We start from the raw sequence: 15,318 nt of genomic DNA on the forward strand, positions 1-15,318 counted from the left end.
ACGACAGTAGTGTTTTGAAATAAATTAAGTGGATAGGAGGCGGCTCAGTTTGGCAAAAGAAAAAAGAATTGTTGCTATGACATTTCAGGTAACTGCAATTACATTTGCGATAAAAATATTAGGAGTCTTAAAACAATCTATTATTGCAGCTGTGTGTGGTGCATCTTTGGAGACTGATGCTTATTTTATTGCGTCTGGTATAATTGTGGCTTTATGTTCTGTTATTTTTTCTGCAGTATCAGTGTCTTTTTTATCTATTTACACGGAGAGATGCGTTCATGAAGGTATGGAGTCAGGGAATAATTTAGTAAACGCTGTGTTACGCTTTTTCCTTCCTATTGCTATTTTTATAATGATAATCTTTTTTGTATTTTCTACCCAGTTTGCAAAAGCGTTTGCACCATCATACGACGGAGAACAATTACGTGTTCTGGCCGGTTATATACGTATAATGTCGGTGATGTTTTTGTTTTCGTGCTACACATTAATTATTAATGTTGTATTGGAAGCTGATAAAAGATTTCTTCCGGGAAGAATGCAAAATTTGTTACAAAATGCATTCATAATTGTCGCAGCATTGCTGTTTTATAAGCAATTTGGAATAGGGGCATTATTATATGCATTTTTACTGGCTGGCGTAGTTCAATGCATTCTTATTACTATCTCTGCTAGGAATGTTTTTAAGTTCCAATTAAAAATAAGTCCAGAAAAAGAAAAGCTTAAACAGTTGATAGTGTTGATCATTCCACTTTTACTTGGTAATGCGATATATGAAATAAACGATATAGTTGATAAGCAAATATCATCAGGTATAGGAAGCGGATCAGTTTCTTATTTATCATATGGTGCATCAATAAATGAGATAGTAAGTGCACTGATTATTACTTCTGTTTCTAGCGTGTTATTCTCTCACTATGCTACTTGGGTGGCTGAAGGAGAAATTAATAAAATAGAGAGCACCTTAAAAAAATCACTTGAATTATTGATTATGCTTATAATGCCAATCATGGTAATGTACATTGTCGGTGGAGATTGTATTGTAGCGCTTTTATATGGAAGGGGAAGTTTTGGTATTGAATCAATACAAAAAACTTATAGTGTGGTAATAGGATATGCGCTTGGATTTTTCTTTCAGGCTGCGCGATCAATTATAATAAGAGTTTTTTACGCATTTCAAGATGCAAAAACCCCGATGGTAAATGGTTTGGTTGCAATAATCGCAAATATATTTATGAGCATAGTATTTTCGAAGGTTTTTGGGGTTGGTGGAATTGCATTAGCGACTAGCGTTGCTATGTTGCTAGTTAGTCTGTTGCTTTTACCGTGTATAAAGAAGTACATTGCAGGATTTTCTTTGAAAGAATCGATACCTGAATATATAAAAGTAATTATTGCGGGTGTAATAACAGGAGTAATTAGTTATTTGGTTAGGATGGTATTTCAACCTGGATATATATTTGGTTTCTTTTTTTTAGGGGTAGTTGTTGTGAGTATCTACTGTCTAGCAGCTTATTGCCTTGGAATCAAGTCCTTCAAGAGTTCTATTCTGCAAATAAAGAAGGTAATGAGAAAGATAATTTGACACTTTAGAGGTATAGGATGAAATTAAGTATTATTGTTCCAATTTATAACGCAGGATCAAAAATTCATTTATTGTTAGATTCTGTTTTAAAATCCAAACTGGAATTTGAAGTTATTTGTGTAAATGATGGTTCAACAGATAACACAGTTGAAGAAATAAATCACATATCTGATACGCGTGTGAAGTTATATACCAAACAAAATGGTGGTACATTTAGGGCCTGGCAATATGGTCTAGAAAGGGCTGTAGGGGAATATGTCACGATTCTTGATCAAGATGATTATATTGATACAGAATATATCGACTACATTTTTAACTTTATTGATAATATAGGCGCGGAGATTTTATTTAGTCCTTATATTATTGAAAAAGAAAATGGCGATGGTAAGATTTGCGGTATCCCTTTCGATGAAGGCTTGTATACTGGAGATAAACTAGAAAGTATTAGAAAAAAACTAGTAGGTGGTAGCGTTCCATACGCAAAGTTTACAAAAGTTTTGCTAAAAGAGATATTGGTAAAGCAAGTGGAAACTACCTATAAAGGCCAGATTCATGACTTTGAAGATTGGTTGACCATGATTGAGGTATTTAACAATACAAAAAGTATCTATTTTTGTAAAAAGGCATTTTATCACTATATACAATATGAGAATTCTGTTTCTAGGTCATCAAAATCATACAAAAAAAATTATGATTCGTTACAAGCAGCAATTGAATTCCTAAAAAGAAGTGAATACGCACATTTACAAGAAGAAGATATACAATCAATTAGCTTCTATGGTGAAAGATGTATTTTAAATAAATGTACAAAAATTCATGAGATTTTACTAGCATCCCAAATTATAAAGTCAAGAGAATTTCAATCATATCTTTCAAAGTCAAACTTATCGCCAATTGAGAAGTTGATTTTAAAACAAAAAAATGCACATTTGTATTATCTTTGCTATCGATTGAAATCAATAATTTAAAAGCGGAGGATCTTTTATGAAGATAGGTGTATTGTGTCCATCTGATATAGCTATAAGGCGTTTCATGCCAGCATTAAAAAAAATTGATGAATTGGAGTTTGTAGGAGTAGCTGTAAGTTCAGTAGAAGAAAGATTTGGAAGTGATCTTCCATCTGCAGATGAGGTGAAACTATTATTAAAGAATAGTAATGAAAAAGCTCAGCAGTTTGTTTCGAATTATGGAGGTAAGATATTTTCTAGCTATGAAGAAATCGTTTCTTCTAATGAAATAGAGGCTATATATATCCCACTCCCTCCAGCGTTACATTATAAATGGGCAAAAAAAGCTTTGGAGAATAATAAACATGTTTTGGTTGAGAAACCGGCTACTATTTGTAAAGAGCATACCGATGAGTTGGTGAAAATTGCGGATAGTAGGAATTTGGCTTTGCATGAAAATTACATGTTTACATTTCATAATCAACTAGAAGATATTGAACGAATAATACTATCAGGTGAGTTAGGAGATGTACGCCTTTACAGAATAAATTTCGGATTTCCTATGAGACCTAAAAATGATTTTCGGTATAACAGCAAGCTAGGTGGAGGAGCTCTAATTGATGCAGGGGGATATACAATAAAGTATGCCACAAGATTACTAGGGGAATCTGCTAAAGTTGCTTATTCGAGTATGAATTATACAAATGAATTTGATGTGGATTTATACGGATCGGGTGCATTGGTGAATGATTCTGGAGATGTTGTTCAAGTTGCATTTGGAATGGACAACGATTACAAATGTGAATTAGAGATTTGGGGAAGCAAGGCTTACTTTACAACAGGCAGAGTATTAACAGCTCCAGCTGGATTTGAGCCAAAAGGAACTATTAGACGAAATAATGATGATCATGTAATTACACTTTCAAGCGATGATGCATTTGAAAAGTCAATAAGATTCTTCTATGATTGTGTACGAGATGACAAGACTAGAAGAGATAATTACCAAGCAATTATAAAGCAATCTGAGTTGGTTGATGAATTTAGAAGCAAAAGTCAAAATGATATTTAAAAAAGATATTTTTTGTGAAGATACTTCTCTGTTGGATTTATAAATAATAGTGTTTAAGTAAACGTGCGAGATAGTTATCAAAAGTATTTAAGTTAGTTATTAAAAAAAGATAGCGCAATTTGTATATAAAGAAAATGGAGTGGTTAAATGGGAAATTATAATATAAATCAAAATTTAACTTTGGTACGAATTATGGAATCTTGGGCAACAACTGATAACCCTTTTAATTCCACAGAAGATATTTTGGAATGGGTTAAACAAAAAAATGAAAGTACAAAAGTTAATATATCAAAGATTCCATATAAATATGATGGCTTTTGGTATTATGATAAAGAGACTGGCGAGATAAAGAATCGGAACAATAGCTTTTTCCAAATAAAAGGATTAATAAAGCGTGATGGTGAATCTGTTTATGAACAACCGATTATAATTCAAAATGAAATTGGATATTTGGGTATAATCGGGAAAGTAATAGATGGCACACTTTATTTTTTAATGCAGGCGAAAATAGAACCGGGAAATGTAAACAAAATTCAGATTTCGCCTACGATACAGGCCACAAAAAGTAATTTTATGCAAGCCCATGGAGGCAAAGCACCAGCTTACCTAGAGTATTTTTCTAATAAAAATGATTATGAGATAGTTGTAGATCAAATACAATCTGAGCAGTCATCTAGATTCTTAGGGAAAAGAAACAGAAATATTATTATTGTTATTAATGATGATATTGATGTACTTCCATCACATAAATGGATGACGCTGGGACAGATTAAGCAGTTGATGGCCTATGATAATTTAGTAAATATGGATACAAGAACTGTTATATCATGTATACCGTTCTCGTTGAAAAACTTTACTTATAAAGAATTAACACATATAAAAAGCCTTTTTAAGAGAGAGTCTCTGTTTAATTCAATGTTTTTTGGGGAAGCAGGGACAAGTATAAACAAAATATATCAGTATATAAATGAGATTAAGATGCTTGATAAATCTACTATAGAATTGGTTGACTTACATTCGCTGTCTTCTTGGAAGATGGTGGATAGTGAATTGATTTCTACTAGTGGTGATTTTAAGGTTGTATATTGTAACATTGAAATTGAGGGCAGAGAAGTTAGACGTTGGCAGCAGCCGCTGTTAGAAGCCATAGGTGAGTCTACATTTGGTCTAGTATATTGCGTTGAAAATAATACTATGGAGTTCTTAATTCAAGCAAAATCTGAAATAGGTTGTTTTGACAAAATTGAGGTCGGGCCAAGTGTTCAATTGGGACCTAATGATTCAGCAAAAAATTGTGTTGAAGATGTTTTTTTACGGAAATTAAATAATAACGAAAATGTAGAATTTCAAGGGTTGTTTTCTGAAGAAGGTGGACGTTTCTACCACGAGCAGAATAGGAATGTAATTATGCGAATCGATAAGAAGGAAATACCATCCTTACCTGAGGGATACTTTTGGGCAGACTTCCAAACAGTTAATATTCTTATTCAGTTCAACAACTGTTTGAATATTCAGTTGAGAAATTTGTTTTCAATATTAAGATTATAGGAAGGAGTAAATTGATGAATAAAGTACTAATCACCGGTGTTACAGGTTTTATCGGTGGAAGTTTAGCTAGAAAACTATTATCCCAGGGAGTTACTGTCTACGGTGTAGATATAGAAACACCAAAACTGGATGAATTTAAAAAGTATGACAATTTCATTCCTTTAATTGCATCGTTTGAAGAGTATGAAATGATTCCATCAAGGATCCAAGATAGAGAAATAGATGTGTTCTATCATTTTGCATGGGCTGGTGGTTTCACTTCAGCTATAAAAGATTACAAAATACAAATGAGTAATGCTGCGTATGCTGGAGACGCGTTGGTAGCGGCAAAAAATATCGGTGTAAAAAAATTTGTGTATGCTGGTACCTATAACCAATATGAAATTGAGAACTTCTTGGCTACTCCTGGATTTGAGCCAAGATATACTTGCATATATTCGACAGGAAAGACTGCAGCGAGTCTTATCTGCCGAACATTGGCATTTAACTTAGGAATTGAGTATAGTGCCGGTCTAATTCCTATGCCGTATGGAGAGAATAACTATTCCAAACAATTAGTAAACGTTGTTGTAGATAGCTTGAACAAAGGTATTGCGCCTAAACTCGTGGAAGGAAAAAATACTTATGATTTAATCTACATTGGTGATTTGGTTGACGCCTTAATTGCAATCGGAGAAAAAGGTAAGAACCAACACGAGTATTATGTTGGTCATAGAAAACTCAAGACGTTCAAAGAATTGATGATTGATATTCGAGATGTTATTGCTCCTGATGTTGAACTGAAATTTGGAGAATACAAAGATAATCAAAAAATAGATTATTCGAAAATAGATCTTGACGCTTTATATAGAGATACGGGTTTTGAATGCAAAGCGGACTTTAAGGAAACAATGAAAATTACATCTGAATGGGTAAAAAAGTTAGAAATGTAACAAAGAAAAAAATAATAAGAAAATGTTGAATGGTTACATTATTTGCGTGAAAGGTTATGCACATGAAGATTGTTGATACTAAATTAGGTTGTGCATTACTTATGCCAGAGGTAATTAAAGATAATAGAGGGTTATTTTTGATACCTTTTTCTACAGAAGACTTGACTAAATTAGGATTTTCTTTTGACAGGGTTTTTCAACTGAATCATTCGTTTACTGTTTCAAAGGGCACTGTTCGAGGTCCTAATTACCAAGATTCATTTCCGCAAGCAAAGATAATTAGATGTACTAAAGGAAGCTTGTATAGTGTAGGAATATGTCTATCCGGAAGTGATAAAGGAAAGTGGGTTGGATATGAACTATCATCCTATAATAAAGAAGTGATGTACATTCCACGCGGATATGCACATGGCTTTGTCACTCTAGAAGATGACACAGAATTAGAATATCTAACAGATAACAAATATTGTTTTGAAGCTGCTAAATCTATCAAGTGGGACAGTCTTGGCATTGACTGGACTGTCGGAGGTAGGGTAGTCGTTAGGCAAGATTTACTTAGCAATAAGAATAGATATGCTCCGATGCTATAGCCTTCATTCTTGGTTATTTGGAAACGCTGGATCTAAAAATAAATAGATATCTGTGTAGCTCAATAGAGATTTAGAATAGAATATGCTTATATTAATTGGAATTGTTTCGTAGTTATACGGGAGGAAAGACAAATGAAAGGTATCATATTAGCAGGTGGAGCAGGAACAAGATTATATCCTTTAACAATGGTGACAAGCAAACAGCTCTTACCAGTCTACGATAAGCCGATGATTTATTATCCGTTGACAACTCTCATGATGGCAAATATCCGAGATATTCTAATCATTTCCACACCAGAGGACACACCACGGTTTGAGTCCTTGCTGGGAGATGGCCATCAGTTTGGAATCAAACTGTCATATGCAGTCCAGCCAAGTCCAGATGGTTTGGCACAGGCTTTTATTATCGGTGAAGGGTTTATCGGTACTGATGCATGTGCGATGATTCTTGGAGATAACATCTTCTATGGTAATGGACTTGGTAATATGCTAAAGAGCGCTGCCAAGAGAGCAGAAGAAGGTAGAGCATCTGTCTTTGGGTTCTATGTGAATGATCCGGAGCGCTTTGGCGTTGTCGAGTTTGATGAGAACTATAAGGCGCTTTCTATTGAAGAGAAACCTGCCAAGCCTAAATCTAACTACGCAGTTACAGGTCTTTACTTCTACTCATCAGGTGTAAGTGAAATGGCTAAACAAGTAAAGCCTAGTGCACGAGGTGAGCTTGAAATTACTGCTCTTAACCAAATGTATCTGGAGAAGGATTTGTTGGATTGCGACATCATGGGAAGAGGATTCTCGTGGCTTGACACCGGTACGATGGATAGCTTGATGCAGGCAGCAGGCTTCATTCAGACAATCCAGAATATGCAGGGAATCATTGTGGCTTCTCCTGAAGAAATTGCATATCGATACGGAATGATTGATAAAGAGCAGTTACTGAGTGCTGCTGAGAAATACGGCAAATCCCCCTATGGCCATCATCTGAGAATGGTTGCGGATGGTAAGATGCCGAGATGATAAGAGGATAGAACGATGAATAAAACAGTACTTGTTACCGGTGGTGCCGGATTTATTGGATCGAACTTTGTATATCTTCTGCTAGAAGAAAGACCTGAGTGGAAGGTAGTCTGTGTGGATGCTCTTACATATGCCGCGAATATCCACACGCTTAACGATGCACTTACTAACCCAAACTTTGTATTCTACAAAGAAGATATTAGAAATAGAGAAGGAATATTTGCAATCTTTGAAAAAGAGCATCCCGACATTGTGGTCAACTTTGCTGCAGAGTCTCACGTGGACCGCTCTATTGAGAATCCCGGTATCTTCCTTGAGACGAATATCCTAGGCACTCAGGTAATGATGGACGCATGCCGTAAGTATGGTGTGGAGAGATTCCATCAGGTTGGCACAGATGAGGTTTATGGTGATCTACCGCTTGACAGACCTGACCTTTTCTTCACGGAAGATACACCAATCCACACATCATCGCCTTATTCAACTTCTAAGGCATCTGCGGATTTGCTGGTCCAGGCTTATCACAGAACCTACGGGTTGCCGGTTACTATTAGCCGCTGTTCCAATAACTATGGCCCATATCAGTTCCCGGAGAAGCTGATTCCTTTGATGATCAATAATGCAAGTCAGGATAAGAAGCTCCCAGTTTATGGCGAGGGACTTAACGTTCGTGACTGGCTGTATGTAAAGGATCACTGCCATGGAATTCTTGCAGTCTTGGAGAAGGGCAAGGTAGGAGAAGTCTATAATCTTGGTGGCCACAACGAGAAGGCAAACATAGAAATTGTGAAGATTATTCTGCAGGAACTCGGGAAACCTGAGAGCCTTATTACATACGTAGCAGACCGAAAAGGGCATGACCAACGCTATGCCATTGATCCAACAAAGGCAAACAGAGAACTTGGATGGGGGCCTACTACAATGTTTGCAGATGGAATCAAGCTTACCATCCAGTGGTATAAGGACCATATGGATTGGATGGCAGAGTGTACATCTGGTGAGTACATGAACTACTACGAGCAGATGTACGGGAATAGATAGATAAGCGTACTGGTGTCATTTTTCCTGACAGCAAAAAAGTTGACGAGTAAATATGTGTAAACAAAGGTGTTTTCGATATGTCAGTAATCTCTCAATTTTCGAGCGTTTCTGTCATCCAATTTTCGCCCATAATAGCATAAAAAAGCAGCCGAAGCGGGTAGAGTAGTTGAGTTGGAATGAGGAAGATGGTGTGTTTAGCACGCCGTAGAAATGTACTTAATCCCTTCTCATCCCCTGTGTTTTCTTCTTTTCTTCCACACCTGCTTTTATTCTATTCTTATACACTTCCTTGTGTGGTATGGTGGGAAGAAAAGAGAGTGGGGTACTGAAGTGTGGATGAGAAGTAGCGTGTGGATATAAACCGCTTACTATTGAAGCCCATTAGAATGTTTCTTTAGAATATTTTCTTTTGGGCTTCTCTTTCTTATGAACCTCTTTCTTATGAACCCAATATTAGCTGTTGATTGTCAAGTAAAATTGACCCACATTTACGTTGAAAGTTGACCCACCTTAGTCCCCGTTAGCTGGCTGGCTAAGGCGGGTCACTTTTTGTTGTAAAACAGAAAATTCACATTGAATCTTGACCCACCTAGTGCATCGAGATCCGGTAGCCATCGGCCAGAAGCGTCGTTCTGTCTATCATGACAGTCCTGCTCGCAGAATCGATGGTTATGTATTTGCTGAGTTGCATAAGTCTGTCACTGAGAAGACTACGGATCAGTTTGTCCATAGTTTCGGTTCCGGGACTGTTGAAAGAATTACCTTTATCCTCAGCCAATGGCTTTTCACACAGGTCATCGAGGCTCATGAACAAACCTTCTGGACTGTGCTCTGTCTTTTCGAGCGCAATAAATCGGTCACTTGATGCTTCATACTGATACTTGCCGCTTTTCTTGATGCGGTCGATTACGAAGTATGGATGCTTTATTTTGTATGCTTCCCGAATGTAATCGTTAGCTGCGGAACGCCCTCCGCTGTTATATCGATCCACAATTTCAGGAAATGCCTTTTCTGGTACTGTGATCATTTGTTCTCCTTCCAGCCTATCAGAAATAAAAGAGATGGTTGTTAGTTATTCAAACGGTACTTCTGAGTCAGCCGTTTCCGCCAGATACTTGTCTGCCATTTCACCAATTCCTTGTGCATAGACAAAATCGTGGAGGTGACATATCTCCCTGTGACATCTACGAAGCTCCTCTCGTACGATAGCCGGCGTTTGAGAGAGTGCCTCATCCATCTTCACGGATTCTTCATAGTCCTGAAGCTGATCATCAAGATCAGGCTGCGTGATCTCAGGATATTCCGCGTTGTATTTATGGTTATCCATGGTCTTTATTCCCCATATCGCTCCGCTGATCGGAGCAGTTCTTTGTTGATACGTTATCTTTTGGCCCTTTGACGCGGTAGCTGTCTCCTGTTATACTCATCACATGACAGTGATGGACGAGACGGTCCAGGATAGCTGTCGCGGCCAGCTGGCCGGTAAATAATTCATCCCATCTGCCAAGCGGCAGGTTGGTTGTTATGATGAGGGAGCTCTTTTCGTATCGCTGTCGCACGATCTGAAAGAAAAGGCTCTCTTTTTCTTTATCCATCTTTAGATAAGACAATTCATCGAGGATCAGAAGGTCAACCTTTGCCAGTGCCTTCAGCTTGTCTCGCAGTGTCCCTTTCTGTACATCCTCTGAAAGATCATCCATCAGTTCCTTGGCATTAACAAACAGAACTCTGTATCCCTCTTTGCATGCTTTCCTTCCTATACCGGTCGCAATCATGCTCTTACCGACACCAGGCGGTCCGATAATGATGATGTTTTCATGTCTCTTCAGAAAATCCAGATGTCCCAGCGATGTGATCTGGTCATGGTCAAGGCTGGCATTGAAGCTGTAATCGATATCCTCGAGACTCTTGGGTGATTCAAAGCTGGCCTGATGCGTGAGTCGTTCCGTCCGGCGTCGTGTCTTTCCATCCACCTCGATATCAAGAAGGTTTTTAAGAAAGTCTCTGTATGACAGATGTTCCTTCTCGGCTGCTTCAATCGCATCCGGATACCTGTCACGCATATCTACAAGCTTGAAGGCCTTCATTGTCTGGTAGATGTAGTTATCTGTTTCGGTATCTGTCATCTGCCCGGCTCCTTTCCAATCCCTTCATAGTAGCTTGTATTACGTGTCAGACCGGTAGGATCTTCAGTTTTATTGCTTATCAGACAGGTTTCAGCAGAAGTATTTCTCGCAGCCAGTAATCCTCGCGTCTTTTCCTTGACCAGCTGTCTGAACTCCCGCACGCCAAGCTTATTCTCTTTGACAGCAATCCCGATGTATTCATCCAGAAGACCTGCATCATAAACATCGAGTAGTTCCAGAATCTTCCGTGCATAGTGCGTAGGCTGCTGAAACTGTTTTTCTGCTGCATCAAGATAGAGCTTGCCGTTGCTGAATGCTTCGGTGAAATCTCTACGTATCTGCGGTATAGATGTACTGGTCCTTGGCGCAATGTCGGCATAGTGTTCCGGATTCTTTACCACCGATCCTGAATATTCTTGTGCGATGAAATCGCACTTCCGGAAATCTGGAAATCAGATGTCCGGAAAGTGGAAATCATCTCATGCGAGTTTACTCGCGTAATGCTTTATCTAAGCCGTATACCTCTCGCATTGATCGATCATGTTCAGCATCAATGCTTGTAATGTTGATGCGATAGCTGTCATGGGCAATGCGGTCAATGATTGCATCTGCAAGAGGACTATCATCACCGCCAAGCTGTTCATACCATTCTTCGAATTCATACTGAGAGCAGAAAATCGTAGATGATTTCTTGCGTCTGCGATGAAGAAGTTCAAAGATATCTTTCTGCTCGGTTTCTGTTGGTTTTAGAAGAAGCCATTCATCAAGAATGAGAACCAACGGGTTAGCGTATTTAGCCATGACCTTTCGATAGTTACCTTCTGTCCTTGCTATTTCCAGATCAATAAGCAGATCTGGAAGACGGACATACTTGGTATTGTAATACCGCTTACATGCCTCCATGCCAAAGGCGCACGCCATGTAAGTCTTACCACAGCCTGTAGCACCGGTAATAAACAGATTCCGGTGTTCAGATATATACTCGCAAGTTGCAAGCCGGTTAATAAGATCCTTGTTAAGCTTGCGGCCGGAAGTGTAGTTGATATCCATGATATTTGCTTCCGGCTGGTCGAATCCAGCGTTACGGATCAGTCGTTTCTGACGATTGTTTTTGCGATTGCTGTATTCGATGTCCACCAGCATACCAAAGCGGTCCTCAAATGGTACTTCATTAAATTTAGGATCCTCCAGCTGGTTGCGAAATGCATCTGCCATAGTAGTAAGGCGCATTTCAATTAATTTGTCTATTGTACTCTGATTTGTCATATGTGCTTACCTCCGATAGTAATCGGCACCTCTTGTGATGCCATGTGCTTTATGTGTGGTCTTGGATTCAGTTGTTTCTGATTCTGGTTTTACAGAACCTGTCACAAGGATGTTTTTAATACTCTTGTAACTGGGTGAGGATGTATAGGATAAAGCTTTTTTACAGGCTGCTTCAAGCAATGCATCTGAGTATTTCTCAGCAAGCTTTAGAAGTCCCATACAACTTCGGTAGGTCTGTTGTTCCACACTTTTGGAGGTCAGTATTGCATTAACCACAGTGTATGTATTTATGCCAATCCGCTCAGCCCATTTGCGGAACCGGTCACCGTTCCATTCCAGATATTTCTGGTGGTCTTCCGGCATATGTTCCGTGATAGTGCTGTACTGCCCAGGGTGTCCTTTCAGACGACGATGGGAAGCAATGCGGTTATGATTGTAGAAAATTTCAATAGTGGTATCTGTTACCTTCACATCAACTTTCTTTTTGATATATTCATAAGGAACTGAGTATAGCATTCCGTCCACAGATATGTGATAATTGAACTGGACGGTGGCTGTTTTCCAGTCACTCAGTTCAAAACGGGTAGCAGGTAATGGTGCCAGCAATGGTTTTTCTTCCTCAAGAAATAAGATTCGCCGACTACCCTCTTTCTTTTGAAAGAGCCTTTGGTTGAACAGTTCGAGCTTGTCTCTGATTGCACGATTTAATTCGGCAAGGGAGAAGAACTGTTCATCCCGAAGTGCTGCTGTTATCCAGGTAGAGATATTTCCTACCGTTCCTTCAGCATTCGGCTTATCCTTGGGAGCTCTGACACGTGCCGGAATAATAGCGGTGCCATAGTGTTCAGCCATTTCCTGATAGGTTTCATTAATCTGCTGGTCTTTAAGTCCACCATTGTGAACAACTGCAGTTTTGCAGTTATCCGGTACGAGAATCCTGGCAACACCGCCAAAGTACTCGTACATATGGACATGAGCATTAATCCATGATTTCTGCTTCATATCCAGAAATGCTTCCACGTATGTATACTGGCTGTAAGTCATTACACCAACAAATATGTAGGCTTTCATGATTTCTCCGGTATCCGGATCAATGATTGTTGCAGGATCCCCTGCCCAGTCAACTTCAACCTGTTCACCGGGTTTCCGGTTGATATGCATGGTAGCACGATGTTTCTGCTCATCCTGTTGGATGTGGTAGCAGAACTGAGAATACATGAGTGGTTCTTCGCCATTGGCACGGCAATCCTCCATGTATTCAGTCCACAGGAGCTTTTTACTTACTCCGTTACGAAGTAGCTCCTTGCGGATGTAGTCGTAGTCAGGCATACGTTTATTAGGCGATACCTTGTTCTCTTTAGAGAACATGAGCTTTTGAAGCTCTGTGTCAGTCATTGCTTCATCAAGTGGCCATGAAAGTTTTAATTCTCTGGCACGTTTTTGGACTTTGACGACAGTTTTTTGTGCGACACCACAACTAGCCATGATATCGCGTTGTGAGAATCCCAGGCCAGTAAGGCGAATGATTTCTCTGTACTTGGTCATAATTGTGACCTCCTTACAATGAATTTACACCAACTGGTGCATGAGCTCATTATAAGGTTTTTATAGATAAATCGATTTCCTATTTAACGGAAACGCGATTTCCAATTAAGCGGATTAGCGATTTCCATACGCCGGACAGGTGATGGATTTCACCCCGGATTATTCAGATCCTTTGTCCCTGGACTTTTCCAGTGTCAGGACAAGTTTTTTATTCTTGTCGTAGATCTCAATCCGAAATCCATACACGACCCGGAAATACATGGTTTTTAGCGCGTACTTCGCAGGAACAGTGTACTTGCTTCCGTCGACGCTGATGAACAGATCCGGGCTTATGATACGCTTCTGAAGTTCCTTGATACGAAAATGTTTATCCGGTACAGGCCTCAGAACTGCACGCTCCTCCATCGCGTAGACCTCATTCGGGATACGTTTGGTTGTCGTATGAACATCGTCACACCATTCATTCACGAATTTCTTCCCTCTTGTGTTGAGATCCTCCATTGATGCGAATGAATTACCCTTTATGAACTGTTCCTCGATGTAGTTAAACGGTCGTTCAATTTTTCCTTTTTTTCTTGGCCAGTAGCACGGACACGCATTCAGTTCAATGGAAAGGTGCTTTGCCAGCAGTAATGCGTAAGGATTGTATTTGATTTCCTCCTCGCTTTTCGGGTCGTTTTCTTCGACCAGCGCTTTAGGATTGTCGATCAATAGCTCAAGCGTAACACCTCCAAGTTGATCAAAAAGTTCCTGAATCGCCTCATAAATGGCGTCTGCGTCTTGCTTTAGTGAAAAGCAGACCACTTTCTTTCTGGATGCAGCAAGAATCATCGAAAAGCAGTAGACCTTCGTAAATACTCCGGCGACCGGAACTTCATACTCAGACCAGTCGAATTGTGCCTGATCACCAGGCGGCGTTTCGATACGAACTGTCGCCTTCGAAGATATGTGTCCTTCCGTATCTTCATCTATGATAGCCAGATACCGATACACAGGCCCGATGCTTCCGGTATAGCCCCGCTTTTCAAGTTCCCGGAAGATCCTTGTCCCGTTAAAGTTGTTCGGGGCACTTCTCCATTCGATCATCTGGTCCTTGTACGCATCGATCTTTGTGCTGCTCTTGCTGCGATGATACTTTGGCTGTTCTTTCATCTTGATCAGTTTTTTTACTGTATTCCGGGAAATACCTAGCGTCCTGGCTATGCTTCGGATCGATTGGTGCTTCAGATACAGTTCCTGAACAGCTGCCCATTGTTGCAATTTGTACACATCCTTTCCTCCTTTCTGCCGCTTGCTTTGCGACGAAAGGATTATATTTGCCAGCAATGGGTGGGTCAATTTTCAATGTAAATTTTTCTCACTGATTGATGACCGTGACGGTCATCCTCCGGATAGATGATGGGTCAATTTTCAGTGGAAAAAGTGGATCAGTTTTCATTATAAATCTACATTAGCGTGTGGGTATCGTTTTGATATATGGTGCGGCAGTGCAGAATAAGCACAGCAGTGAAGAACATATCATGCAGCGTTAAAGAATATATCATGCAGCAGTGAAGAATATATCGTGCACCCTGTTCTCACACTCTTGCACCCGGCTTGAAAAAAGTCAAAGAATATGGTAATATATTATCGGTAGGCATGAGACATTTATCTCA

At 39.3% G+C, this 15,318-nt stretch carries 15 protein-coding genes; 8 read left to right on the forward strand and 7 right to left on the reverse strand.

Going from position 1 to position 15,318, the window contains the following annotated elements:
* The first annotated feature begins 49 nt into the window (after positions 1-49).
* The 8 genes from murJ to rfbB all read left to right on the forward strand — a co-directional run bounded on the left by murJ (position 50) and on the right by rfbB (position 8,726).
* Positions 50-1,582 carry a murein biosynthesis integral membrane protein MurJ gene (gene murJ / locus ACQRCC_RS14110; protein WP_427851401.1) on the forward strand — a complete coding sequence of 511 codons (1,533 nt, stop codon included), beginning with the start codon at positions 50-52 and terminating at the stop codon, positions 1,580-1,582.
* A gap of 17 nt (positions 1,583-1,599) precedes the next feature.
* Positions 1,600-2,550: a glycosyltransferase family 2 protein gene (locus ACQRCC_RS14115; protein WP_427851402.1), complete on the forward strand. Its 951-nt coding sequence runs from the start codon at positions 1,600-1,602 to the stop codon at positions 2,548-2,550.
* 16 nt (positions 2,551-2,566) lie between these two features.
* Complete coding sequence (locus ACQRCC_RS14120; RefSeq protein WP_427851403.1) at positions 2,567-3,598, forward strand: Gfo/Idh/MocA family protein; 1,032 nt, start codon at positions 2,567-2,569, stop codon at positions 3,596-3,598.
* A 147-nt stretch (positions 3,599-3,745) separates the two neighbouring features.
* The gene (locus tag ACQRCC_RS14125; protein WP_427851404.1) at positions 3,746-5,146 is read left to right on the forward strand and encodes an NDP-hexose 2,3-dehydratase family protein; all 1,401 of its coding nucleotides are present in this window, start codon (positions 3,746-3,748) and stop codon (positions 5,144-5,146) included.
* 14 nt (positions 5,147-5,160) lie between these two features.
* Positions 5,161-6,078: an NAD-dependent epimerase/dehydratase family protein gene (locus ACQRCC_RS14130; protein WP_427851405.1), complete on the forward strand. Its 918-nt coding sequence runs from the start codon at positions 5,161-5,163 to the stop codon at positions 6,076-6,078.
* Positions 6,079-6,140: 62 nt separating this feature from the next.
* A complete protein-coding gene (locus ACQRCC_RS14135; RefSeq protein WP_427851406.1) occupies positions 6,141-6,668 on the forward strand; it encodes a dTDP-4-dehydrorhamnose 3,5-epimerase family protein in 528 nt (175 codons plus the stop codon).
* A gap of 132 nt (positions 6,669-6,800) precedes the next feature.
* A complete protein-coding gene (gene rfbA / locus ACQRCC_RS14140; protein WP_427851407.1) occupies positions 6,801-7,685 on the forward strand; it encodes a glucose-1-phosphate thymidylyltransferase RfbA in 885 nt (294 codons plus the stop codon).
* A 15-nt stretch (positions 7,686-7,700) separates the two neighbouring features.
* Positions 7,701-8,726 (forward strand): dTDP-glucose 4,6-dehydratase, encoded by a 1,026-nt coding sequence (gene rfbB / locus ACQRCC_RS14145; RefSeq protein ID WP_427851408.1) that lies wholly within the window; start codon positions 7,701-7,703, stop codon positions 8,724-8,726.
* A 589-nt stretch (positions 8,727-9,315) separates the two neighbouring features.
* Here rfbB and ACQRCC_RS14150 read toward each other — a convergent pair.
* The 7 genes from ACQRCC_RS14150 to istA (ACQRCC_RS14180) all read right to left on the reverse strand — a co-directional run bounded on the left by ACQRCC_RS14150 (position 9,316) and on the right by istA (ACQRCC_RS14180) (position 14,932).
* Positions 9,316-9,753, reverse strand: a complete 438-nt coding sequence (locus ACQRCC_RS14150) for a hypothetical protein (protein WP_427851409.1) — start codon at positions 9,751-9,753, stop codon at positions 9,316-9,318.
* A 45-nt stretch (positions 9,754-9,798) separates the two neighbouring features.
* A complete protein-coding gene (locus ACQRCC_RS14155; protein ID WP_427851410.1) occupies positions 9,799-10,053 on the reverse strand; it encodes a hypothetical protein in 255 nt (84 codons plus the stop codon).
* A complete protein-coding gene (istB, locus tag ACQRCC_RS14160; RefSeq protein WP_427851411.1) occupies positions 10,046-10,852 on the reverse strand; it encodes an IS21-like element helper ATPase IstB in 807 nt (268 codons plus the stop codon). Before istB (ACQRCC_RS14160) ends, ACQRCC_RS14155 begins: the two co-directional genes overlap by 8 nt.
* Positions 10,849-11,253 (reverse strand): hypothetical protein, encoded by a 405-nt coding sequence (locus tag ACQRCC_RS14165; protein WP_427851412.1) that lies wholly within the window; start codon positions 11,251-11,253, stop codon positions 10,849-10,851. The genes istB (ACQRCC_RS14160) and ACQRCC_RS14165 overlap by 4 nt, the downstream gene beginning before the upstream one ends.
* An 88-nt stretch (positions 11,254-11,341) precedes the next feature.
* Entirely contained in the window at positions 11,342-12,118 is a 777-nt protein-coding gene (gene istB, locus ACQRCC_RS14170) for an IS21-like element helper ATPase IstB (RefSeq protein WP_154433269.1), read from the reverse strand.
* Between the two features lie 6 nt (positions 12,119-12,124).
* A complete protein-coding gene (istA, locus tag ACQRCC_RS14175) occupies positions 12,125-13,663 on the reverse strand; it encodes an IS21 family transposase (protein WP_427851413.1) in 1,539 nt (512 codons plus the stop codon).
* A 159-nt stretch (positions 13,664-13,822) separates the two neighbouring features.
* The gene (gene istA / locus ACQRCC_RS14180) at positions 13,823-14,932 is read right to left on the reverse strand and encodes an IS21 family transposase (protein ID WP_427851414.1); all 1,110 of its coding nucleotides are present in this window, start codon (positions 14,930-14,932) and stop codon (positions 13,823-13,825) included.
* Between the last annotated feature and the right edge of the window lie 386 nt (positions 14,933-15,318).

This window comes from Sporofaciens sp. SGI.106, assembly GCF_050314255.1.
Lineage (GTDB): Bacteria > Bacillota > Clostridia > Lachnospirales > Lachnospiraceae > Claveliimonas.